Source organism: Rickettsiella endosymbiont of Xylota segnis, assembly GCF_964019545.1.
GTDB lineage: Bacteria > Pseudomonadota > Gammaproteobacteria > Diplorickettsiales > Diplorickettsiaceae > Aquirickettsiella.
Map to the genome: position 1 here is coordinate 948,461 of NZ_OZ026451.1, position 23,923 is coordinate 972,383.

Here is a 23,923-nt window from a genome sequence, read left to right on the forward strand (position 1 = left end):
AACCAACTGAGAATTGATCGATATAGCATTAATTTGTGTTTTATTCAGGCAATTTTCTTGACCCTATTTTTTTTCAGCTAAAACTGAACTTAATTTCTTGGCTTTAGAAATGCTTATTATTCGTTGATCAACTTTTTCAATTAATTCGACATTAGCAAACAATTTTATTTTCTTGGCATTCTGATAAGTAAAATGACTACCAAAACCTAATCGATTAGCAATCAACTGTCGTAACGTCATACTTTTTTGCAATGTAACTTGTGCAGCTTTATTCATAAGTCGAGTTTTTTTAGAATCTTTTTCACTCGGGTGCAGTGAATTTTTAGCTAGGTCCGTGCGAAAGCCTTGTCGACTTCCTAAAAATTTTTCTAAAGCAATGCCTATATCAACCCGCTCACTGATCAGAAAATTTTTGATAAATAACTCACTAGAATAATGGCCATTGGCCAATTCCATCAAAGAAACACGCCATGCCGGTATGGTTTTTTTGTTATAATATTTATATAGATAAAAAGTTTTTTCTCCAAAAATCAATATGTTTCGTTCATCCACACAAATTGAGCGATGCTTATGCAGTGGAATTAATTTATCGTCCTGAGAAATTAACAAAGTATTTTTTTTCGCTGTGATGCGCTCTAAGGCGACATAGACCAGTTCACAAGGGGGTAAATCAAACTTTGGCAATTGTAAGGTTAAATGCTTTAAACGCTGTACAATATGAAACGGCACTAAATCTTTCCAATTAATTTCTCCACCGGTTAAATACTCTATTTGTAAAGCATATTCTAAAGGTATTTTGCTTACACCCTTAATCCAGGCATACACATGTTCACGATGAATACCTAATTTTTTTGCCATATGCTTGACTGAACCTAAACTATAAATGGCTTTATCTAACATTGCCTCTTGCATGAACTTACATCCTTATTTTTTGGTTCTACAAAAAGTCTAAACAATACAAATTAAATTTTTTTACTTTATCATTGCGTATCCTACTGCAAATAAAATGAATACTAAGTAACAACTAGGAACCGTTATGCAACCCCGTTTAATTCGCTTACGCGACGCACCAAAATATTTAGGCATGGATAGAAATCGATTTAATAATGAAGTCAGACCATTCTTAATTACATTAAAAATTGGCCAACAAGGAATTGCCTTTGATCGTTTGGATCTTGATCAATGGGCAGATGAATTTAAGAAACATAAAGGTCAACATGCACAACAAACAATGCACTGGCAAGGTCATGCAACTAAAATATTACTAAGAGGAAAAAAATTATCTAAATTTACAAAAAAAACAACTGATAAAGAATTTCAACAGTTAGTTGATCACCTTTCGATAAGAAAGTCATGTATTACACTTCCATAAATTTGCAAAACAAGCATTATTAATTACTTAAAATTTACAAACTACGATTAACTTATAGCGTAGACTAGCTACAAAATAGAATTAATCAACAGAGTTGGATTACAATAATCCAGTGGATCACTATACTCATGAAATTTTCCATCATGTCCAAAAATTTCTTATAATATGACTAATATTAGGCCCCCAACTTCACACTTTGCACTCTTCATCTCTCATCGATAATTTAACTTTAATACTTTATGTTGATTAGGATTTTATTTGAAAATTTATTAATTTATATTAACTCGTCATTTTATATTATCGCTTATATTTCGCTTACCAAGGAAGTTATCCTATGAATACCTTAAATAGAGCACACCCTTATTCAAGCTCAATTTTTAACCCAATAATGGCTCGATCCTATTCTACATCAGAGGATGACGTTATTGCCTCGGCACTAGTAAAAGAGAACATGAGTAATGTTCATACTAATTCATCATTAGTGCAAACCTATATCGCTACTTGCCTTACCCAAAGGAATATTAAACTTGATAAAATTAAATCAATAGAAAAAACACAATACGAGACACGTGAACATGCAAGGTATTGGTTAAATCATCTAGTTCCCAAGATTAACGCCACTTATACCGATGTATCTGGATTTTGTAATTTATCCAGTTCTTATTGGGAAGATTTAATTAAAATTGCCGCTGAAATACAAAGTTCAAATGATGCTAATGCAAAAAATTTTAAATTAGGTATTTCTGAGCTCAAAGAAAACATTCAAGATAAAGAAAACAAAACTCAACAACTGATTGAGAAATTCTCATCGTTTAGAACTGATTTAGAATCCGATAATCGTAATTTTCAAACGATTGTGGCTGATGCCAATAAAATTTATGCCGGTAGCGAAGGAGAAATTGCGACAACACGAAAAAATATTGATGCGATAACGACTGCTATCGATAAAGACATAGGTCTTATTGCTGGTGGAGCAGTTGCCATCGTAGGTGGCATCGTGATGATAGGTGTAGGCGCTGTCGGGTCAGTAGTGACGGGGGGAGCAGCAGTGAAATTAATTGTAGCGGGTGTAATTACCACAGTAACAGGAGTTGCTATGGTAACCGCTGCCTCTATCGATCTTCAAAATAAGCAACGCGACTATGGAAAAGCCTTACAAAAAATGAAGCAACTTGAAGATGAAATGGCTGCACTAGAGAATACTAAAAATCAATTTACGTCACTAAAAGATAATAATACCAATGCACATACTGCCGTCGAAAATATGCGTAGGGCATGGATTACTATTAATAATAATTTTCAAGAATTAGAAAGCTCAGTCAATATTATTAATCCTGAAAGACGCTTTATGCTAGTTAATAAATTAAAAGCAACTCAGAAAAATTTTGATGACTTAAAGCAACAAGCGGTCAATGCACAAAATAATGGCAGCTTAGAAGTTAAAGTTGATTCTGAATTAGCTCGTTCGCTTAGACTGGAAAAAACATTCTATTCTTTCCCTGCATTCAGTATATCAACCAAACGACTTACGAGTCCTCAATCTTGGATAATACCATTAACCGAACTTGCAGAATTAACTTATTAAAAACATCATTACTTCTACTATTCATAAGGATATAAAATGAACAATTTTATCTTAGAGCGTAATCAACAATCGATTAAGCCCATTACACAAAGCATCAAATCCCTAGCTCCTGCAGATTTTCCTATTGCATTGAATCAAGTTATGACAGGACAAAGTTTGGGCCAAACCAAGGCAATTACTTTATTACTTCAAAAAAATGTCGAACTAGAAAAATTACTAGACATAAAAATCCTGCAGACACAGATGCGTGATATCGCTAGACGTTATCTGGATGAGTATACTCCTAAAATTTTATCCCTATTTACCGAAACAACTGGTTTTTACAATTTTTTTTCTAGCTACTATCTCGATATCTATGAAATTTTTAATACGCTTAACGAAGCAAACGAAGGTGAAAAAGCAGGTTCAGCAGCTGACGTGGCTGAAGCGATTGAAGAGTTAATCAACTTTATAGCAGAAAAAAAGGATAAATCGAATGCGATCGTCACTGATTTTCAAAAATATCTTGATGATCAATTGAAATTCGCTGATACACTTAAAAATACTCAGAAAATAGCCGAGGAACTTTATATTGGCGAACAAACTGAAATAGCAGCGCTACAAACATTACTTAAAACACTAGCAAAAGAAATCAATGAAAACAATGCTCAGATTGCCAGCGGCGCATTGCATTCTACAAAAAACATTTTAAAAATATCAACTTCATTGATTACTGAATATATACCTGATAAAAAACCACAATCCAAATCCGATCTACCAAAATCAGACACTAAGCCAACTAAAGAAATACAAGCTGAACCTACTCCTATCATAACTAGTAATGTTCAAGTATTTTCTGATAACAAACCTGTACCTTCCCTGTATCAAGAAAAATTACATAATACACTTATTCAATACAGAGAATGTATTGAAAAACTAAAAAAATACAGTATTGAAACTGCGGTTTATATCGCATTGACACAGCAGTGGGATAGCTTTACTAAAAATATGAGGCTACTTGAAGGCAGCATAAAGTATCTTGCTGTGGCTTGGCAGGGATTAAGCGATAATTTTTCTCGACTAAAACAAAAATTTGTAAGCGAACTAGACATTAACGATATTGAATATATTAAGCAACAGTGGGCATTAACACGCGATGATTTACATACTCTATATGAGAAAGCTAGCGATTTTCAAAATTCAGCTCATTTAGAGGTAGTAAGTTCGAAAGATACTTATGACCAAAACTTATTAGGTATACCACGAGTAAAAAATGGACGTTTCATGCAAAAAATTATTGTCGAAAATTCAAAAGATAAATCTCTTGAAGAATAATTTATAGACTCTTTGTGCAGCTTTATATAAAAAAGGAACACTCATTATGTTTAATTTAGCCCGATCCTACAACGCTAGATCAGTCAATATTTCATACTTATCTATGGATTTATCAGCCGAGGTAATGACTCCGCTTATGCAATCCATTCGCGATTATGATTCCAATTTTAGAAAAAACTACCAAACATTAACCGATAAATTACCTGCCGTCTTAATAAGAGACTCTTTAGCTATTCAACAATTTACTGTAATAATAAGCTCGATTAATGACAAAGTCATTCATATCAAAAACCAATCCGCCATCATGCGAAATCAATTGAGCAGTATTCGTGATGATCTCGCGAAATCGATACGCAATGCAAAAACTAAGCTTGAAGAATTGGCTGTAGAAAAAGAAGGACTGAGTGGTCAAAAACAAATGATCGAAAAACAAATTAACGCCAAAAAATCAGAAATCGATAGTTATATGACGGCTTTCTGGATATTCAGTTGGATTATTGCGCTAATTTTAGAAAGCATCAAACCTTTTGATGCGGCACTGAATGAAATTAAAGTTAAATTATCAGCAAACCAACGAGAAATAGAAAATCTGGATACGGATGAAAAAAACACTCAGCAACTATTGAATCAATCTATTGATTTATTCAATTCCAATCAGCAACTGAGTACGCAATGCGATGCCATGCAAGGTAATATTAACAATATTCAAAATTCTTTAAAAAGAATCGATTTTGAATCGCATTTCTTAAAAGCTAAATTAATGACACTGGAAAAAGATTGGTCCGGATTAATGAACATCGTTAATACGCGTTGAAACTGTACTGGTATTTAGAGTATTCAATCAACTTCCTAAATTATTGAACGATCAAAACGCTTTACGGGTTTCTAACACACCAGCAACATAACCGGCGCAGTCAGGCATTTAAAAATAGCTAAATACCGTCCGCTCTACCGTCATGCTCGAATAGTTTTTTAGCCAAAGGGTCATGGCAAATTGCCTTAAGTTCATCGTATTTAAAAATTAAATTTTTTTACGCTGAATTTACATACATTAGTAAAACATATTTTATAATTATCATGAATTAATCAATATTAGACATTGAATGAGATTGTTAAGGAGTTTTTAGATATGCCCAGTAAGCGCCGCTCGCCTGGCCTCATTAAAAGAGGCGCTATATGGCATATTAATAAAAAAATTTATGGTCGACGAATTTGTGAAAGTACAAAGTCTTCATCTTTAGCAGAAGCAGAACGTTATTTAATACATCGACTCGAAGGAATACGCGAGGCAAGTATTTATGGAATAAGGCCAACACGTTACTTTCGGCAAGCTGCACTTAAATTTTTAAATGAAAATCAACATAAAGCCAGCTTGCATACGGACGCACGCTTACTCAAGCAGTTAGATCCATTTATCGGTCATTTGCCATTGACAGCGATTCATCATGGCAATCTAGAAAGTTACATACTGACACGTAGAATTGCAGGAGTAAAAAATCGAACCATAAATTACGGATTACAAGTGGTGCGTCGGATCTTGAATCTCGCCGCACAAGAGTGGGTAGACGAAAATGGTCTAAGTTGGCTGGCCGGCGCACCAAAAATTCGTTTGTTAACTGAGAAAAATAAGCGATTACCCTACCCTTTATCCAAAGACGAAGAACAACGTTTGTTGGAACATTTACCATTTCATTTAAAACAAATGGCTATATTTGCTATAAATACCGGTTGTCGTGATCAAGAAATTTGTCGCTTACAATGGCAATGGCGAGTTGAAGTCCCCGAACTTAATACTTACGTATTTATTATTCCTGCCCATTTAGTTAAAAATCGGCAAAATCGATTAGTTATTTTAAATCAATGCGCCAAGCAAGTGATTGAAGCGCAACGCGGAAGCCACCCCATATACGTTTTCACTTATCGGAATAAACCTTTATCACGTATGTTAAATTCTGCTTGGCTAAATGCACGAGCTAAAGCCCAATTGTCACAGTTGCGTGTGCATGATCTAAAACATACATTTGGTCGACGCTTACGTGCAGCGAATGTGAGTTACGAGGATAGACAAGATCTACTTGGACATAAAAGTCAACGTGTGACCACCGATTATTCTAATGCAGAACTTGCAAACCTCATTTCGGCAGTAGACTCAATTGTAACGCAAAACAGCAGTACCAATGTATTCACATTATTGAAACATTCGCATCTACAAAGAAGTTCCAATGTTAGATAACTTATTAACTTGAAGCATACGCCTACTGCTTAAATATTAGTACACGTTTAGTATAGCTAGCTTTGTCCATAGACCCGTTATTATGATTGATTGTCAATCGTTTGATAGCAATTATTAGAAATACTAACTTTTTGGTCCTGCACCTACTTATTTTTTGGGCATGCACTTACTTAACACTATAAATTCCAGTTTTTTGTGTTAGCGATTAATGATAAATTATATCTATCATAAATGGTAATAATTAAGAATTTATCTATTTAAATAGTAATGATGACATTTATGTTCATCCAAATAACAAAGAAACTTATAAATCGTGGAACACATACTTCCGAGTGAGTCGCTATGCTCACGAAAAATTTCGGCCGTCGTAACCCCAAAATTTGTTCGCATGACGCGACTATCATTAGGCCGCGACCGTCCTGCGTCCGACGCGCACTCATCCCTAACGGGATTCATGCCCGCGTCTCCCACAATGACTTTACGGCGCGATGCGTTTCCTGCTTTGCCCGTCAACGCGCGCCTACCGCGGGCTCCTCGACTCCGAACTTCGTTCTCTCCTTGTCTCGTCGCATGTAAAAATAGTTATCCATTATTAAAGGAAAATTATGAACGCAATTATATCTACTCTACTTACAACCGTCTTGGAACATTAAATACTGTACTCGCTTTGCTAGCTGTAGTTCCAGGCGCAGGTGCCGCGATTGCACCTGTCCAAGCTGCAATCACTTCTATTATGAGTGCATTAAGTATATTAAACGGATTACCCGCGGTAAGATAATTAATTAAACCTAGATAAAGAAAGCAAACAGCCTTTTTCAATATTACTAAAATTTATGGATATTAGTTAATTAAAAATTAGTCACTAAAGTAAATTTAATAGGATAAGAATATGTCCATCATTGTTATAATGGATTGTTATCAAATGTATTAAGTGTATTAACCACGGTATTATCGCTGGTGCAAGGCATAACTGGAGCTGAAGCGGCTGCTATCGCTATAAAAGATGCCATTATTTCTGTAACAGAGGCTATCGGTATTTTAAACGCAATACCTCCTATAACCATTCCATAAAAAAGCGTAGGTCTATTAAGCAATTATTCTCTGCTTAGTAGACCATTCTTTCGATATTTTTTTGCATGTCTGCGAGAGACTCCCTGCAACGTCGTCATACACATTGAGATAATTTGAATAATAAAAAAAAGGCTAAATTCAAACGGTTAGCCTAGCCAGTGGCTGACTGTTAATCATCCACTCAGCGATATAATTAATGGAAAGATTAGAGAAAAACAACCCTCAAATCCTTAGATTTGCAACAAAATATTGGCTGTAACCATCGTCTATTTTTAGTGCAATTGTCCTATCATTTGCTACATAAGCCTGATAGAATAGCCCACTTTTAGAGCTAAAGATGTTACTTGGCTCAACTATTTATAGCCAGGAACTTTTTAGTGAACTTTACAGAATTTAACTTAAACGACCAAATTTTATCCGGTATTCAAGCCGAAGGTTACGAAACCGCCACACCTATCCAAGCCAAAGCCATACCGGCTATCTTGCGAGGTCAAGATGTCGTTGGTTTAGCTCAGACCGGAACCGGTAAAACTGCCGCTTTTGCCTTACCACTTCTACAACATCTCATAAATGGACCTAAAGGTCGATTACGTGGCCTCGTCCTTGCCCCAACACGTGAATTAGCTGATCAAATTTGTATGGCTATCAATGACCTCGGTGCTGAAACCGATTTACGCTGTGCCACTATTTATGGTGGTAACGTCAAAAATTACGCTGAACAATATCGAACTCTACGCGGTGGCATCGACATTGTCGTCGCTTGCCCTGGTCGTTTACTCGACCTACTACAAGGGGGAAAAACAAAAAAAACAAACAAAAACAAGCATGGGCAAGTTAATCTTAACCACATTGAGATATTAGTCTTAGACGAAGCCGATCATATGTTTGATCTTGGATTCCGCGAGCCTATTTATGATATTTTAAAATACTTACCCAAGCAGCGCCAAAACTTGCTTTTTTCTGCCACAATGTCGTCCGATATCCGCTTATTAGCGGACAAAGTATTAAATAATCCTGTTTCGATAAAAATTGGAGAGTCCGCTCCGGCTAATACCGTCACGCAAACACTGTATCCGGTTCCTGAAGCACTGAAAACCGATTTGTTAGAAACCATTTTACTAAACAGTGCGGTAGAGTCGGCCATCATTTTTACTCGCACTAAACAGCGTGCCAAACGCTTGGCAGAACATCTTACGCATCTTGGTTACAAAGCGACTTCCTTTCAAGGTAATTTATCGCAAAGTAAACGAAAAATTGCGCTCGGTAAATTTCGACATGGAGAATTAAAATTCTTAGTGGCCACCGATATTGCCGCACGCGGAATTGATATCGATCATATCTCGCATGTCATTAACTTCGATATGCCAAATACCGCCATAGATTATACGCACCGTATTGGGCGTACCGGACGTGCCTCTAAATTAGGTGCTGCCTTTAGTTTGATTACTAACGGCGATAGACGCCAAATCCGTTCTATTGAACATCTACTTAAGAAACGTTTAGAAGAATGTATTATCCCTGAATTTGATTATAAAGCGAAAACCAAAGCACCCGCTGAACTGACCACAGCCGATCGACCCAGACAATTTTCCTATGCTCATCAAAATTCGGCGCATAGAAAACCAAAACCTCGCCCACATCAAAAAAGTTTTGCTGGTAACCGAAGAAAAAAAGCGACTGATTAATCAAATTTACTTACAGCAAATACTGTTTTTTTTAAAAATGCAAAAATAACGTATTTTTGAAATTTATTGTACAATAGCCGACGATTTCTGACGAACAGAATAAAACTTTTAGGGTGGTAATAGGCTATGAATTTTCTCGATGATTCGCAACGTGTTAAAACTGGACTTGCCGAAATGCTTAAAGGTGGCGTCATTATGGATGTCACTAATGTTGAACAAGCACTCATCGCCGAAGCTGCAGGCGCTTGTGCCGTCATGGCGCTAGAAAGGGTACCTGCTGACATTCGCAAAATGGGTGGCATCGCACGTATGGCCTCTCCTAGAATTATTCAAGAGATTATGCAAGCCGTCTCAATACCGGTGATGGCAAAAGTGCGTATTGGTCATTTTGTCGAAGCACAGCTATTACAATCATTATGTGTTGATTTTATCGACGAAAGCGAAGTGCTAAGCATCGCCGATGACGAATGCCATATCGACAAACATGCTTTTGAAGTACCTTTTGTTTGTGGATGTCGCAATCTAGGCGAAGCATTAAGACGGATTGCTGAAGGCGCCGCCATGATACGTACTAAAGGAGAAGCAGGTTCAGGAAACATTCTTGAAGCCGTGCGTCATATGCGTGCAATCACACGCGAAATTAAACAACTGACTATTTTAAAAAAAGAAGAACTATTCGCTCAAGCAAAAATTTTAAATGCCCCTTTAGAATTAATACTTTGGGTTGCTGAGGAAGGTAGATTACCGGTGCCACACTTTTCTGCGGGAGGTGTCGCGACGCCGGCCGATGCCGCTTTATTACGCCAACTGGGTGCAGAAAGCGTTTTTGTCGGTTCAGGAATTTTTAAATCTGCGGATCCTGAAAAACGTGCCTGTGCTATTGTACAAGCCACGACACATTTTGATAATCCGCAAATTTTGCTCAATGTTTCAAGTGATCTCGCAGAAGGGATGAGTGGCTTTAACCTGAAGTCAGAAGAAGAAATCAGCAACTTGGTTTTATAGACCTCTTTCAAAACCTAGTTATGGGCTTTAGTTCGAGGCAAGTGATTGGCGAGAACCGGAGTTTACTAAAGTAAATGAGGATCGCAGCCAATCGTTTAACAATGAAATCAAGTCTATAACGCAGGTTTGTAAAGAGGTCTAATTATGAATATCGGTGTTTTAGCATTACAAGGTGGTTATCAAACGCATATCGACTGTTTAAATAAGCTCGGTGTGTTTTGTTCGCTGATACGTGATCGCCGCGCATTGATTACCAGTGATGCGTTAATTATACCGGGTGGAGAAAGCTCGGTATTGATCAAGCTGCTTAAACAACAGCAGCTTTGGATAAGTCTTATAGATTATGACAAACCTATTTTGGGTATTTGCGCCGGAGCTATACTACTGGCTAAAACCGTATTATCGCCGACACAAGATAGCTTGGGTCGTATTAGCATTTGCGCGACTCGCAACGCCTACGGTAGGCAACTCGCATCGCAAGTAGTCAGCGGACAGTGTATTGTAAGAGATCTAGCAATGGAAATGGTTTTCATCCGCGCTCCTAAATTAACGCTCCTAGAAAACGCTGACATTAAAGTATTAGCAAAATATCAAGATCAAATAGTTGCCGTACAAGAAAATAATGTTATCGCCGCCAGTTTTCATCCGGAGCTGAGTCCAGATAATTATTTACATCGTTATTTTGTCCAGCAAGTAGCCTGCAGTACGGCAAAATCTTAAATTAAATAAAACGGTAGATTGCCGCGCGCTTAGGTGCGTGACAATCTATTTAATTATTCTGAATTTTCAGCATTCGCGACTAGATTTCCGGTAATAATACTTTCTTGAAGTTGCGCAGCAATATCTTTTAACCCGCCTGGCGAATGCGGTAACAAGATAGTCGTACTTTTACTATTAGCGCCAATTTCTTTCAGTGTATCAAAATATTGTGTAATCAATGCCAAATTCATGGTATCGGCCGCTGTCACACCAGGAATAGCTTTTTGAAATTCGCCTACCGATTGCTGCAAGCCACAGATAATAGCCTTACGTTGATTAGCAATCCCCTCGCCTTGTAAGCGTTTACTTTCTGCTTCGGCTTCGGCTTGTTTAACTTTCAAAATCTTTTCTGCTTCCCCTTTTGCTTGTGCAGCTACTTGTAAACGTTGTTGTTCATTGATTTCATTCATGGCATGTTTCACTTTCTCATCAGGATCAATATTGGTGACCAACGCTTTCACAATCTCATAACCAAATTCTTGCATGGTGCCGGTTAATTCATTTTTTACGGCATTCGCGATACTATCTTTCTTTTCGAAGACAGCATCTAAACTCATGCTCGGAACTTCAGCACGCACTAAATCCAAAACATAAGCGGTGATTTGTTCTCTGGCATTTTCTAGTTTGTAAAACGCATCATATACGCGGTCTTCTTTGATCCGGTATTGAACCGAAACCTGAATTTTGACGATCACATTGTCTTGAGTTTTGGTATCTAAGGTGACATCCAAGGGATAGATTCGCAGTGAAATGACACCGGCAATGCGTTCGATGAAGGGAATTTTGAAATTTAAACCGGCATGCGCGCAACGTGTATATTTACCAAAACGCTCAATAACATCAACCGATTGTTGATTAACCGTAAAAAAACTCTTAAATAGCAAAATTGCTATAGGTATAATTAAAATAAATAACAATGATAGCGACATAAGGGTATCTCTGATTAAAATTTAGACTATTTTAACACAGGTATTCATCCAGCGGCCATGTTAGAGCGCAGGGTATGAAAGTTCTGTTCTAACAACACCTGACAGGCATCATGAATATCTTCACAATCCGCTTTTTTCCGAAAAAAAGATTGTTGAAAAGCTTGTGATTTAGGAATAGATTCTTTACCTGTTTCTTCCGTAAAAATTAATTTCCATAACTTATTATTTTTATTATTCAAATGTAATTTAACTGAACAATCGTCGCCCTGTCTCATGACTTGCAATTGATTTTTTAATCCACGTATGTATTCTTGCACGATACCTACAGTCTTAGGGTCATCTTTTATTTCCGAAAGATCTTCCTGTAAAGACACTGACAGTTGTATTATTAACGCTATTTTGTCTGGCTTATCTTTTAAAAGTTCTTGAGCATCTTGAATTAAACCATCAATTTTTTTTTGAATTTTTGCTTTTTCTGAAAAAAACCAAAATCGCGAAGTTGAATTATTTTCTAATTTGGTTTGTAACTGAATAATTTTTACAATAGTTTCTTTTAACAGATAAATACGATTACCTTCAGGGTCGTTGTTACTGAGTCTGGCAGTACGACATTTTCTGTAATAATAATTATTATTTGCAACATCGATGAATGCATTCTCTTGCGGTAATTGAGCCACAGCAGGTTCGGGTACACCGCTACCTTTTACATAATAGTAAATAGCCTTGGTCACATCGATTATTAGAAAAATGCTCGCTATGCCAAGCATGGCCCAAAACCAAGGTCCGCTCACTAAACCTAGGCTCAACAAGCTTAAAATAAGTGTTATGGGCACTGCAACTATTAAGATCTCACGATGTTTCTTGAGGTTATTTTCGTATTGCTTTTTTAGCCAAACCTGATCGAGAGCACTATTAGCGTTTTTAAAATTAATAAAACTAAAACCTAAAGTAAAAAAACTAATTGCAAGTTTCGACAAACTATAAATAAGAAAAAAAATTTTGATGTTATGGTAAAGAGCTAGATTTATGAATGCTATGCCATGCGCCAGCGTCACAATCATGAAAGCCAGCATCAACAAGGAAATTAATACTTTAAAAACAGCATATAAAAATTTGGTTACTTCAACTAGATTTTTGTTACCTTGATCAGAAAAATAATCAATGATCGTTAAAAAAGCTCTAAAAAAATGTAGGAAATATAAAAAAATATATAAGCCTTCAAATGCACCTAAATAAGCGCCATGCAGAATAGCTTTAAGCCATTCATCAATTTTATTTTCCTTAAGCCAATTTTTGGTAATACTGCCGAAGCGTTTTAACACGAGCAGGATCAGCCGCCAAAGAGAAATGGAAGCGATAGATCGATATATTTCTTGTAACTGAAATAAGATAGCTCTGTTTAAGCGCCGCAATTTTTCTAAAGCTAAATAAACTTTAAGCTCGGCAATCTTAAATTCTAAAAGAAACCATTCGCTAAGCACAGTAATAGGCATAATCTACTCTATGACATGTTTCTTAATTACATACTTGAGAGTATGAAGCGGCTTATTATAGTTAAGTTTCCTTTTACTATCCTTAACACCACAACAAATAATTTTTTGATTTAATTAGCTCAAATAGGCCTCCAGGATGGATTGGATAGACTTATCTGCTCCTCTATGTTTCGCGACACCCGAAATGCCTGTGAGATCGCTTCGCAGGCACCCACCTTTTTCCAAAAAGATTGATAAAATGCTTTGGGTTTAACAATTTCTGCTTGTTGAACCCGTTTTTCTTGCTCGGCTAAACCAACTAAGTGACCTAAGATTTTTTGTAGTTCAAGATCTCCTAAAACCCCGGCTCTTTTATTTTCGAGCAAATCGCTGCTGGCAAGAATAAGTTCGATTAAATCTTGGAGATTATCCGTATTTAAGCTCCAAGCTAATTCACGCAGTAAATACTCTTCTTTGATCTCAAACTTTTCTTCGAGTGAAAAAAATCGACTTACTAAGCCTAATTTTGCAGTTTTTGCTCTTTTACTTCTTAATTGCAGTATTTTTAGCAAAGTTACTTTTAAAAGTAGTTTTTTATTGGCTTTAATGACATCGTTTAGCTGAGGGAATTTTTCTGAAACTTGTGTCTGTAAATAATAAGTGGGCGAAAATGTTTGATAATAGTCGCGACTGGTTTGATCAAAGCGTGCATTTAATTGTTCCTCATCAAGATTAGCCGGTTCAGGATCCGCTACATAAACACCATAAAAATAATAATAAATAGTTAATAAGACATCTTGGGTACTGAGCACTATCAACGCACCCACTACTGCTGAGACGCCTAAACTCGGCGCCGTAGCAATGACTAGCAAAACGACTAAATTTAGACCGAACAACAATAAAATTTTTTTTATGGTTGTAATCTTATCCCTTTTCGTCCATGCATTTTCGCTAGCTGTCCGCTTATTTTGAGCAATTCTATAGCTGAAATAAAATGCGCTTGCGAGTACGGCCACGCATATCAATACATCAACCAACAACAGCAACGGGTTAGTCCATATTAAAATGCTTGCACCCGCGTTAAATAGGCAGGTTAATAATACAAACAATAGGCCGCCACTGAGCAGGCTAACATGTTTAGTGATATTATCGCGATAGTATGCACGCCTCCATTGCTGTTCCAGGGAATTTTTATCGATTTTCAAGTAGGAAACCGTACTGATGAACAAAACTATTGAACTATGAATAAGCTTCAGAATACTGTATGCAAAAAACGAGCTTACTAATACCGCCGGTAAAGAAACAAGTCCACATCCAAGTAAAATTAAGGCAATAACAGCTATCGATACTTTAAATACCGCAAATAATAGCTTAAATGTATCACCTAAATTTTTATTTTTAGTTTTGTTAAAATAGCTATATATCCTCAACCCTGCTCTTGTCAGATGTAAGATATAGAGGCTAAACGTAAATGGAAGTGGAAGTTTAGTCAGGTATTTAGCGATAGTTTCGAGGCGCTTCAAGACGAACGACATGGCCCGCCAAAACTCAGTGGTAGTGATGTGTTTCTTTATGCTAGAAACAATCATGGGCATTAAGCTTATTTACCTCCTAAAAGGAAGGCCGGCATTATACTAAATTTTTTTAAAAATTACTTGTTAAATATTAAATTTTTTATTTATCTCATATTTTTTCATAAAAGCTTGTTAAACTAGCCAGAATCTTATTAAAATACCCACATGTCACTTATTTCTCCGACTCCTTTATTTGATAGTTTAAAATTTATCGATCCAAAAAATAATCTTAACCATTTTCCGGTGTTGACACATGATAAGCCTTATGCCGGCCAAGATTATTCTCAAGCCTTACAGTTTCTATATAGTTATCGCGGTAGCGAGGCTACATTTAATGCGTATCGACGTGAAATTGAACGTTTATTACAATGGAGCTGGTTTGTTTTAGGAAAATCGATTAAAGAACTGCGCCGCGACGACTTTGAATCCTTTATAGAATTCTGTCAGCAGCCTCCTAAACATTGGATCGGCGTTAAAACCGTAGCACGTTATTTCACACATCAGGGCCAGAGAACTCCGCACCCTGATTGGCGACCCTTTGTCGCTACCATTAATAAAATGGCCAGTCAGCAAGGCATCATGCCGGATATAAAAAAATATGCCTTATCCCAAAAAGCCTTACAAGCAATTTTTGCAGTATGCGGAAGTTTTTATAATTATCTGATTCAAGAAGACTATATTCATTTCAATCCAGTCGCACAGATTCGACAAAAAAGTAAATTCATACGACAACAAAAAAGCAATCATCAAGTACGTCGCTTAAGTGAATTACAATGGTCCTACGTGATAGAAACCGCAGAAATGCTCTTTGAACAAAAACCGGATCTGCATAATAGAACCTTATTTATTATGAAAGCTTTGTATGGCATGTATCTACGGATTTCTGAACTCGCCGCTAGCGCACGCTGGGAACCGCAAATGGGTCATTTTCAAAAAGATACCGATGGTAATTGGTGGTTTTTAACGGTCGGCAAGGGAAATAAAGAACGTTTAATTAGCGTCAGCGACGATATGTTAAATGCATTAAAACGTTACCGCGAAAATTTAGGGCTGATGAGTTTACCGAGCCGCGGCGAAACCACGCCTTTAATTAGTAAAGCCCGTGGTCAAGCTGCACTACATAGTACTCGGCAAATTCGCTGTATCGTCAAAACTTGTTTTGACGAGGCTTTTGCACGTATGGTTAAAGACGGTCTCAAAGACGAAGCAATAGAATTAAAAACCGCAACCGTACATTGGTTACGTCACACGGGAATTTCCGAAGATGTCAAACATCGTCCCCGTGAACATGTACGTGATGATGCGGGGCATAGCTCTAGTGCGATTACTGATCAATATATCGATGTCGAAATGCGTGCGCGTCATGCTTCCGCCAAGAAGAAAAAATTAGATCCCCTTGCGTAATCTCCTATTAAGTGTCATTGGGAACGCATAGCGAGGCGAGACAATCTATACAACCCAGCGATTAAGCCAACCAATCTCTAGCGGCCAAAAATTTTTCAGTTAATTTCGCTTCATTAGAGCCAGGCTCCGGCTGCCAATTATATTGCCAATTCGCTTGTGGCGGCAATGAGGTCAATATTGATTCTACACGCCCGCCACTTTGTAAACCAAATAAAGTCCCGCGATCATAAATCAGATTAAATTCTACATAGCGACTGCGTCGATATGCTTGAAATTGACGTTCACGCTCACCATAAGCAGTGTCTTTACGCAGTTTCAGTATCGGAAGATAGGCTAATAAAAAATGATCACCGACACTTTTAATAAACTCAAAACATTGCTTAAAATCCCATTGATTGAGATCATCAAAAAATAGTCCACCAATACCGCGTGCCTCTTGCCGATGCTTTAAATAAAAATAATCATCACAATTTTTTTTGTATTGCGGATAAAGTTCTAAACCAAAGGGATCACAGCTTTGTTTAGCGATAAGATGCCAATGGCGACAATCTTCTAAAAAAGGATAATAGGGTGTTAAATCAAAACCACCACCAAACCACCATTGTGCGGCTTGCTGATCAGTATCGGAAACCGCAATAAAACGCAAATTCATATGTACGGTGGGCACATAAGGATTGCGTGGATGTAAAACTAAAGAAATTCCGGTTGCTTGAAATGCAGCAGCTGTTAGATCAGGATGACGTTGGCTGGCACTAGGAGGTAAAGCAGCACCAAAGACATGCGAAAAATTAACTGCACCGCGTTCGATCACCGCCCCTTCACTCAAAACACAGGTTTTGCCGCCACCACCTTCGTTGCGTATCCAATCATCAATCAAAAATTTTCCTTGTTGTTCTTCATTTTCTAAACTCAAACAAATTTTAGTTTGCAATGCGAGCAAATAATCTTTGATTGTCGGAATAATTACGTCATAATTCATAATAAAGTTTTTTGCTTAAAATTAAATTATCAATAAAAACTTGGAGCACTACATGCCTTGGATTAAAGCATTGCATATTATCGCCATGGTCGCTTGGTTTGCAGGTTTATTTTATTTACCGCGCTTATTTGTTTACCATGCCGATGCCAAAGATAGGATCAGTATTGAACGCTTTAAGATCATGGAACATCGTCTTTACTATTATATTATGGTACCAGCGGCTTTATTAACCCTTTTATTTGGATTAATTTTGTTTAGCTATTCCGCCAACTATTATGCTGGAGCGACTTGGATGCAACTAAAATTAGCTTTAGTGGCTATATTAATCCTATTTCACCTCTATTGTGGAAAATGCTTACGCGATTTTAAGCTTGAAAATAATCAACACTCCAGCTTTTTTTATCGTTGGCTGAATGAGTTCCCCACCTTATTGCTCATTGCCATCGTCATCGTCGCAGAGGTACACCCTTTTAGTTTATAACTCTACCATCTCAAAATCTTCTTTCAGCGCACCACATTCAGGACAACGCCAGGTTAGTGGTACATCCTCCCAACGGGTTCCAGGTAGAATTCCATCTTCTTCCCAGCCTTTCTCCTCATCGTAAACGTAACCACAAAGTAAACACATGTATTTTCTAAAAACTTTTGCGTCTGCTGTCATTTTCCCACTCTTTATAAATTAACTCATTAAAATTTACTATTAGAATTACCCACTAAGAAATATAAAGAAATTATTTCTTTTTAGCAAAGTTTTTAAGCGGTTTTACCCCATAAGTTCCATTTTCAGCCAAATCCACAGCTTCTATTGCAGATCACGGCTATTCGCAGCGGTCTAGAAAAGAATGATAAGGGTCGTAATATTTTGTTAGAAAAACATTGCTCGCGCAAGGGCGGCTGCTAGTGTAATTTTTTATAACTTATTTTTCAATAGTAAATAGAGCGCGAACGAATTCCTGTGCCGAAAAAACTTGTAGATCATCAATACCTTCACCCAAACCGACAAAACGGATCGGCAACGCTAATTTTTTAGCGATGGCAAAAATCACTCCTCCTTTGGCAGTACCATCTAATTTAGTCAGCATCAAACTGGTTAAAGATATTGCCTCATCAAAAGCTTCAGCTTGCAATAAAGCATTTTGACCGGTGCCAGCATCCAGTATTAACATAATTTCGTGTGGTGCTGTTGCATCTAATTTACTAATGACTTTTTTAACTTTTTGTAATTCTTGCATTAAATTATGTTTGGTATGCAAACGTCCGGCGGTATCAGCAATTAACACATCTATATTTCTCGCTTGCGCCGCTTGAAAAGCATCATAAATAACTGAAGCGCTATCCGCACCCTGATGTTGAGCAACGATCGGGATATGATTGCGTTCTGCCCAAATCATTAATTGTTCAGTTGCTGCTGCACGAAACGTATCACCTGCGGCTAACATCACTTGCTTCCCTTGCTTCTGCAAGTAATGGGCTAGTTTGCCAATACTCGTCGTTTTACCAACACCATTAACTCCTACCACTAATATAACAGTAGGTTTATGTGCAGAATTAATCACTAATTCCTGTTCACAGGGTTGCAGTAATTCACCTAATTGGTGTTGCAATACATCCCATACCGCCTGACCATCTGCTAATTGATTACGAGCCAGCTTCAACGTTAAATGTTGAATAATTTCTTGTGTCACCGTGGGGCCGACATCCGCTGTTAACAGTAAATCTTCAAGTTCCTCAATTAATGCGGTATCAACCTTTTTTTTACCTAATACTAAATTAGCAAGATTTTCAGTGAGTTGCTGGCGCGTTTTCTGTAAACTATTTTTTATGCGATTAAAAAAACTATTTTTATTGCTCAATGAACCTTCTTGATTAGGAACATCGGGTTGAGGTTCTTTGCGTTTTAAAAATTTAAACATAGTCTATACTCACAGCAATTGGGGGTTTGACAAGTGCTGCGCGATCATACAACAATTTATGTGTTTACAACATAAAACATTTATTTATTTAAATTGTATTTTTTATGAAAAAAGGTGAAGTAAGGATCATTGGTGGACAATGGCGCGGCAGAAAACTGCATTTCCCAGCTATGCCGGATTTACGTCCGACACCGAATCGCATCCGAGAAACATTATTTAATTGGTTAACTCCCTATCTGGCCGATGCTTATTGTTTAGATTTGTTCGCAGGTAGCGGTGCTTTAGGGTTTGAAGCACTGTCACGTCACGCTAAATCAGTTTGCTTTATCGAACAATCGAAGCTATTAGTTTCCTATTTAAAAACTCAGCTAAAGCAGTTTAGCGTAGAAAACCGTGCCCAGGTTTATCAGGCTCAATTTCCTTTTGTCGCAACACAATTATTTAAATCAAAAAAACCTCTATTTAATATTGTCTTTTTGGATCCGCCTTTTCATCAAAATTTGCTAGGCTCGGCGTGCGCCTGGTTAATCAAAGAAGGTCTATTAGCCTCTGAAAGCATGATTTATATGGAAACCGCAGCCAGCATTGAACCACTTTTATTGCCCGAAAATTGGGAGATTCAGCACTGTAAAACAGCCGGCCAGGTGCAATATGCTTTAATTAAATCGAACCTATAAAAGCATGACTTGACTTTATATTACCATCTTGCTTCAATGCAGAGGTAGGTTACAGAATTTTATCTAAAACAAGATAAGCATGAAAAAAATAACAGTCGCGCTTTTTGTGAGTCTACTATCCGGGTGTGCTTCACAAAATTTACCTAACTCCATCACCCCTTCACTTAATGGCTCAGATGATGCCTCGGTTAAGCTAGCTGAAGCAGCACGTTCGGTGAGTCAATCATTAAATGAATTAAAAGAATTAGAAAAAGCTTCTAGTCCTCCGATCAGCAAACCATTGCCTTATCCTAGCTCTTCTGGATTAGAGAAAACTATTGCTTCGGTCGATTGGTCAGGTCCTGTAGAACCCCTATTACAACGTATCGCCAAGCTTGCCAACTACCATTTAGAAATCATTGGAAAACTTCCAGCGGTTCCTGTTTTAGTGACTATTTCCTCACAAAATACACCACTAAATTATATCATCCGTAACGCCAATCTTCAGGCAGGAAAAAAAGCCAATATTATTGTCTATCCCGGTATTAAGACTATAGAACTACGCTATGCTAAATATTAAACTTAAGTATTTCTACAATTTATTTCAAAATGCGAAGCGTAGTTACTCGCAGCAATTGAGTTTTCGTCAAGGCGCTAAGAAAATGAGCAACCGGAATGTAATCAAGATACATGAGGATTGTGAATTGAGCGGCAACACAGACAAAAATTCCAGTACAAAGAGTAGTTACTCGCAGCAATCGAGTTTTCGTCAAGGCGCTGTGAAAATAAGCAACCGGAATGTATTCAAGATACATGAGGATTTTGAATTGAGCGGCAACACAGACAAAAATTCCAGTACAAAGAGTAGTTACTCGCAGCAATGGAGTTTTTGTCTAGGCGCTATGAAAATGAGCAACCAGAATGTATGTAAGATACATGAGGATTGCGAATTGAGTGGCAACACAGACAAAAATTCCAGTGCAAAGAGTATACGTTTATTAGCTGGTTTAAGCCTATGTGCACTACTCAGCGCCTGCAGTACTACCCAACCTAATTATAAAACCGTTGGTAGTTTAGATAATTTAACGCAATTACAAGATTTACATGCCCAGGTCACAAAAGATAAGAAGCAGATGACTGCCTTGCGTTCACAGGCCTTACAAGATATTGCGATGAGTATAGGTGCCCAAGCGGGTTTAGCTTGGCGCTCTGAACATATTAATCAAGTATTAAGCAAAAATTCATCGCAATTAGATCGTATTTTTAATTTTAATTTAATTTTGCTCGACCACAATGTCATCCCTCCTGTACTCGTTCAAGGAAATAATTCACTTAAGCTCTCGGATGGTCAAACTTTACGTATCGACGATCGTACTTACCAAATTATTAGTCAAGCGCGTTTCACCACCGCACCACCTCAATGGCGTAATTATATATGGATGGATTACCAACGTCCCGAATTACCTTTACCTGCTTTTTTACCGAAAACACCCGAAGAACGTATAATCTGGAAAAAATATGCCTCATTGGGCTGGCAGGATGGTATTAATCAAGCCAATGCTATTTTTAGTGATAACTTAGCACGTTTAACACGTGATTACACCGGGATGGCTTTATATAGAAATTTACTATTGAAAGGTATGGTCAGTAAGCCTTTTGTTGCACATACCGATCTCGGCATCACCGGTGATAGTTCTGATTTACATATTAACGATCAAATATTGCGTATCACTTCATTACCAAAATTACAAATGAATCCGGGTCGATGGAAATCCATCGTGACACATGATGATGGCGATGATGACAGCACATCTACTTCCCGATGAACCGGTACGCTTCACTTCGACTTGTCTAGCTCGATTGCTCATCCACTGCCAAAAGCTGGGTGCGTCGGATATTACACTGCAGACAGGCGAACCCGTCTTTGCTGAAAGTTACGGTCGCTTGCACCGTATCACGCAACGTAAATTATCTAATACCGAAGTCGCCGAAATACTCAATCTTATCTATGGACCTAATGGGAGTGCACAAATTTTAAGTGGTGTAGATATCGATACGCATTATGAATTTCGGCCTAATCGTAACGAACGTTATCGATTCCGGGTCAATGCCACAGGTTGTTTAGTAGAAGGCCATGACGCGATACAAATAAGTTTTCGTACTATACCGAGTACGCCACCTAAAATGTCGGATTTAAAGTTAGAAAGTGAATTAATCAATGCTTTGGCACCGGCACAAGGCATTGTCTATGTTACTGGGGCGACTGGCTCCGGGAAAACCACCTTGTTAGCTGCTATCATTCGCGATCTCGCTGAAAAAGAAGACTCACATCGCAAAATTCTTACCTACGAAGCGCCAATAGAATTTGTCTATGACTCCATTGACATGCCCAGTGCCATCGTCAGTCAATCCGAGATACCTAGACATTTACCCAGTTTTGCAGCCGGTGTACGCAATGCCTTGCGCCGCAAACCTCGACTCATATTAGTTGGTGAATCGCGCGATCCAGAAACCATCGGTGCCTCAATCGAAGCGGCTTTAACCGGACATCCTGTGTATACGACATTACATAGTAATGGCGTGGCAGAAACCTTAAGACGTTTAGTCAATTCTTTCCCTGCTGAAGAAGCTAAAGCCAGAATGATAGATATTATTGAAACCATACGCGTGGTTATTTGGCAACAGTTGGTACCTAGTGCTGATGGTAAGCGCATTGCTTTACGTGAATTTTTAGTTTTTAATGAAAAATTAAGAGATATTTTATTAGATTCTAAACTGGAAAATATCAGTGCCAATACTCGACAGATGTTAAAAGAATATGGTCAACCGATGTCTGTGGATGCCAAACGCAAATTTGACGCCGGTCTCATTAATCAACGCGTATATAAACGCTTAATTCTCAGCACAGAATCCAACGAACACCATGAAGGACACTGAAAACAATTGGCGGCCTACGACTGGCTTATCGATGCTGCATTGTCGCGCCAAACTTTTCGCTGATATTCGTGAATTTTTTTCCGAACGCCAGGTTCTAGAAGTAGAAACTCCCTTGCTTTCACAAGCTACGGTGACGGATCCACATTTACATAGTTTCAAAACTGAATATTGTCTAGATAACACCGAACAATCACAAACACTTTACCTGCAAACTTCCCCAGAATTTGCTATGAAACGATTATTGGCAACCGGATCGGGACCCATCTATCAAATTTCTAAGGCATTTCGTAACCAAGGAGAATCGGGACGTTATCACAATCCTGAGTTTAGTCTATTAGAATGGTATCAACCTGACTATGATCATCATCAATTAATGGATGAAGTTGAAACTTTATTAAAAAAACTTTTAGTGTGTGAATCTGCACAACGTTTTAGTTATGCAGAAATTTTTCAACGTTATTTGAATATTGACCCGCATCAATTTTCTATTGAAGAATTAAACCAAACTACCATTTCGCTAGGTATTAATACTGAAAATTTAGGTTTAAATAAAATTGAAGATTATTTAAATTTCTTGATGTCTCATGTCATCGAACCACAATTACCTAAACAATTGGTGTTTATTTATGATTATCCTGTTACTTTAGCAGCGTTAGCCAAAATACGCAGCGATGTTACGCCGGTTGCAGAGCGGTTTGAAGTATATCTACAGGGTATTGAACTTGCAAATGGATTTCATGAATTGAATGATGCCAACGAACAATATTTACGCTTTCGTAATGATCTCAGTTTGCGTGCTAGGTCTGGCTACTCCCAAGTACCTATCGATAAATATTTATTAGCGGCTTTGTCGCACGGACTACCTGACTGTGCAGGCGTTGCCTTGGGACTTGACCGTCTACTCATGCTTATGTCAAAAACAAATAAACTATCAGATGTGATTAGCTTTCCCATCGACCGCTCATAAATTAAATTTATTTTTACTTTAATTGTTTTCCTTTTTTTTGTAAAAATAGGTATAATTAATTCTTACAT

General features: G+C 37.6%; 24 protein-coding genes. 17 read left to right on the forward strand and 7 right to left on the reverse strand.

Annotation, left to right across the window (positions count from 1 at the left end; translation table 11 throughout):
• Positions 1-63: 63 nt before the first annotated feature.
• Positions 64-912 (reverse strand): Cro/CI family transcriptional regulator, encoded by an 849-nt coding sequence (locus AACL18_RS04370; protein ID WP_339049548.1) that lies wholly within the window; start codon positions 910-912, stop codon positions 64-66.
• A gap of 124 nt (positions 913-1,036) precedes the next feature.
• Between AACL18_RS04370 and AACL18_RS04375 the strand changes: the two genes are divergently transcribed.
• The 10 genes from AACL18_RS04375 (at position 1,037) to pdxT (ending at position 10,985) form a co-directional block, all read left to right on the forward strand.
• Positions 1,037-1,372, forward strand: a complete 336-nt coding sequence (locus AACL18_RS04375) for a hypothetical protein (protein WP_339049549.1) — start codon at positions 1,037-1,039, stop codon at positions 1,370-1,372.
• Positions 1,373-1,706: 334 nt separating this feature from the next.
• Positions 1,707-2,957, forward strand: a complete 1,251-nt coding sequence (locus AACL18_RS04380) for an HBL/NHE enterotoxin family protein (protein WP_339049550.1) — start codon at positions 1,707-1,709, stop codon at positions 2,955-2,957.
• Between the two features lie 36 nt (positions 2,958-2,993).
• Positions 2,994-4,271, forward strand: coding sequence for an HBL/NHE enterotoxin family protein (locus tag AACL18_RS04385; protein WP_339049551.1), 1,278 nt, complete (start codon positions 2,994-2,996; stop codon positions 4,269-4,271).
• Between the two features lie 46 nt (positions 4,272-4,317).
• A complete protein-coding gene (locus tag AACL18_RS04390; RefSeq protein ID WP_339049552.1) occupies positions 4,318-5,085 on the forward strand; it encodes a hypothetical protein in 768 nt (255 codons plus the stop codon).
• Positions 5,086-5,400: 315 nt separating this feature from the next.
• A complete protein-coding gene (locus tag AACL18_RS04395; RefSeq protein ID WP_339049553.1) occupies positions 5,401-6,504 on the forward strand; it encodes a tyrosine-type recombinase/integrase in 1,104 nt (367 codons plus the stop codon).
• A gap of 388 nt (positions 6,505-6,892) precedes the next feature.
• The gene (locus AACL18_RS04400) at positions 6,893-7,282 is read left to right on the forward strand and encodes a hypothetical protein (protein ID WP_339049554.1); all 390 of its coding nucleotides are present in this window, start codon (positions 6,893-6,895) and stop codon (positions 7,280-7,282) included.
• A gap of 134 nt (positions 7,283-7,416) precedes the next feature.
• Positions 7,417-7,575 carry a hypothetical protein gene (locus tag AACL18_RS04405; RefSeq protein ID WP_339049555.1) on the forward strand — a complete coding sequence of 53 codons (159 nt, stop codon included), beginning with the start codon at positions 7,417-7,419 and terminating at the stop codon, positions 7,573-7,575.
• Positions 7,576-7,952: 377 nt separating this feature from the next.
• Entirely contained in the window at positions 7,953-9,260 is a 1,308-nt protein-coding gene (locus AACL18_RS04410; RefSeq protein ID WP_339049556.1) for a DEAD/DEAH box helicase, read from the forward strand.
• A gap of 126 nt (positions 9,261-9,386) precedes the next feature.
• Positions 9,387-10,265: a pyridoxal 5'-phosphate synthase lyase subunit PdxS gene (gene pdxS, locus AACL18_RS04415; RefSeq protein WP_339049558.1), complete on the forward strand. Its 879-nt coding sequence runs from the start codon at positions 9,387-9,389 to the stop codon at positions 10,263-10,265.
• Positions 10,266-10,409: 144 nt separating this feature from the next.
• Complete coding sequence (gene pdxT, locus AACL18_RS04420; protein WP_339049559.1) at positions 10,410-10,985, forward strand: pyridoxal 5'-phosphate synthase glutaminase subunit PdxT; 576 nt, start codon at positions 10,410-10,412, stop codon at positions 10,983-10,985.
• 53 nt (positions 10,986-11,038) lie between these two features.
• On the opposite strand, the gene AACL18_RS04425 is transcribed toward pdxT, so the two are convergent.
• The 3 genes from AACL18_RS04425 to AACL18_RS04435 form a co-directional block, all read right to left on the reverse strand.
• On the reverse strand, positions 11,039-11,953 hold the full coding sequence (locus AACL18_RS04425; RefSeq protein ID WP_339049560.1) for an SPFH domain-containing protein: 915 nt from the start codon (positions 11,951-11,953) through the stop codon (positions 11,039-11,041).
• Positions 11,954-11,997: 44 nt separating this feature from the next.
• Positions 11,998-13,446, reverse strand: coding sequence for a hypothetical protein (locus tag AACL18_RS04430; protein ID WP_339049561.1), 1,449 nt, complete (start codon positions 13,444-13,446; stop codon positions 11,998-12,000).
• Between the two features lie 119 nt (positions 13,447-13,565).
• On the reverse strand, positions 13,566-15,020 hold the full coding sequence (locus AACL18_RS04435) for a hypothetical protein (RefSeq protein WP_339049562.1): 1,455 nt from the start codon (positions 15,018-15,020) through the stop codon (positions 13,566-13,568).
• A 144-nt stretch (positions 15,021-15,164) separates the two neighbouring features.
• Here AACL18_RS04435 and AACL18_RS04440 point away from each other — a divergent pair, with 144 nt between their 5' ends.
• A complete protein-coding gene (locus tag AACL18_RS04440; protein WP_339049564.1) occupies positions 15,165-16,403 on the forward strand; it encodes a tyrosine-type recombinase/integrase in 1,239 nt (412 codons plus the stop codon).
• Positions 16,404-16,464: 61 nt separating this feature from the next.
• Here the strand turns inward: AACL18_RS04440 and hemF are convergent, their stop codons facing one another.
• Positions 16,465-17,382 carry an oxygen-dependent coproporphyrinogen oxidase gene (hemF, locus tag AACL18_RS04445; protein ID WP_339049565.1) on the reverse strand — a complete coding sequence of 306 codons (918 nt, stop codon included), beginning with the start codon at positions 17,380-17,382 and terminating at the stop codon, positions 16,465-16,467.
• 52 nt (positions 17,383-17,434) lie between these two features.
• Between hemF and hemJ the strand changes: the two genes are divergently transcribed.
• Positions 17,435-17,863, forward strand: coding sequence for a protoporphyrinogen oxidase HemJ (hemJ, locus tag AACL18_RS04450; protein ID WP_339049566.1), 429 nt, complete (start codon positions 17,435-17,437; stop codon positions 17,861-17,863).
• Here hemJ and AACL18_RS04455 read toward each other — a convergent pair.
• Together AACL18_RS04455 and ftsY are read right to left on the reverse strand one after the other, a co-directional pair.
• On the reverse strand, positions 17,858-18,043 hold the full coding sequence (locus AACL18_RS04455; protein ID WP_339049567.1) for a rubredoxin: 186 nt from the start codon (positions 18,041-18,043) through the stop codon (positions 17,858-17,860). The genes hemJ and AACL18_RS04455 overlap by 6 nt on opposite strands.
• 256 nt (positions 18,044-18,299) lie before the next feature.
• A complete protein-coding gene (ftsY, locus tag AACL18_RS04460) occupies positions 18,300-19,295 on the reverse strand; it encodes a signal recognition particle-docking protein FtsY (RefSeq protein ID WP_339049568.1) in 996 nt (331 codons plus the stop codon).
• 104 nt (positions 19,296-19,399) lie between these two features.
• On the opposite strand from ftsY, the gene rsmD reads away from it, so the two are divergent.
• The 5 genes from rsmD to epmA all read left to right on the forward strand — a co-directional run bounded on the left by rsmD (position 19,400) and on the right by epmA (position 23,855).
• The gene (rsmD, locus tag AACL18_RS04465) at positions 19,400-19,972 is read left to right on the forward strand and encodes a 16S rRNA (guanine(966)-N(2))-methyltransferase RsmD (protein WP_339049570.1); all 573 of its coding nucleotides are present in this window, start codon (positions 19,400-19,402) and stop codon (positions 19,970-19,972) included.
• Between the two features lie 79 nt (positions 19,973-20,051).
• Complete coding sequence (dotD, locus tag AACL18_RS04470) at positions 20,052-20,531, forward strand: type IVB secretion system lipoprotein DotD (protein ID WP_339049572.1); 480 nt, start codon at positions 20,052-20,054, stop codon at positions 20,529-20,531.
• Positions 20,518-21,777, forward strand: coding sequence for a type IV secretion system DotC family protein (locus AACL18_RS04475; RefSeq protein ID WP_339049574.1), 1,260 nt, complete (start codon positions 20,518-20,520; stop codon positions 21,775-21,777). Before dotD ends, AACL18_RS04475 begins: the two co-directional genes overlap by 14 nt.
• Entirely contained in the window at positions 21,743-22,888 is a 1,146-nt protein-coding gene (gene dotB / locus AACL18_RS04480) for a Dot/Icm type IV secretion system ATPase DotB (protein ID WP_339051610.1), read from the forward strand. Before AACL18_RS04475 ends, dotB begins: the two co-directional genes overlap by 35 nt.
• Positions 22,875-23,855 carry an elongation factor P--(R)-beta-lysine ligase gene (gene epmA, locus AACL18_RS04485; protein WP_339049576.1) on the forward strand — a complete coding sequence of 327 codons (981 nt, stop codon included), beginning with the start codon at positions 22,875-22,877 and terminating at the stop codon, positions 23,853-23,855. Before dotB ends, epmA begins: the two co-directional genes overlap by 14 nt.
• Positions 23,856-23,923 lie beyond the last annotated feature (68 nt).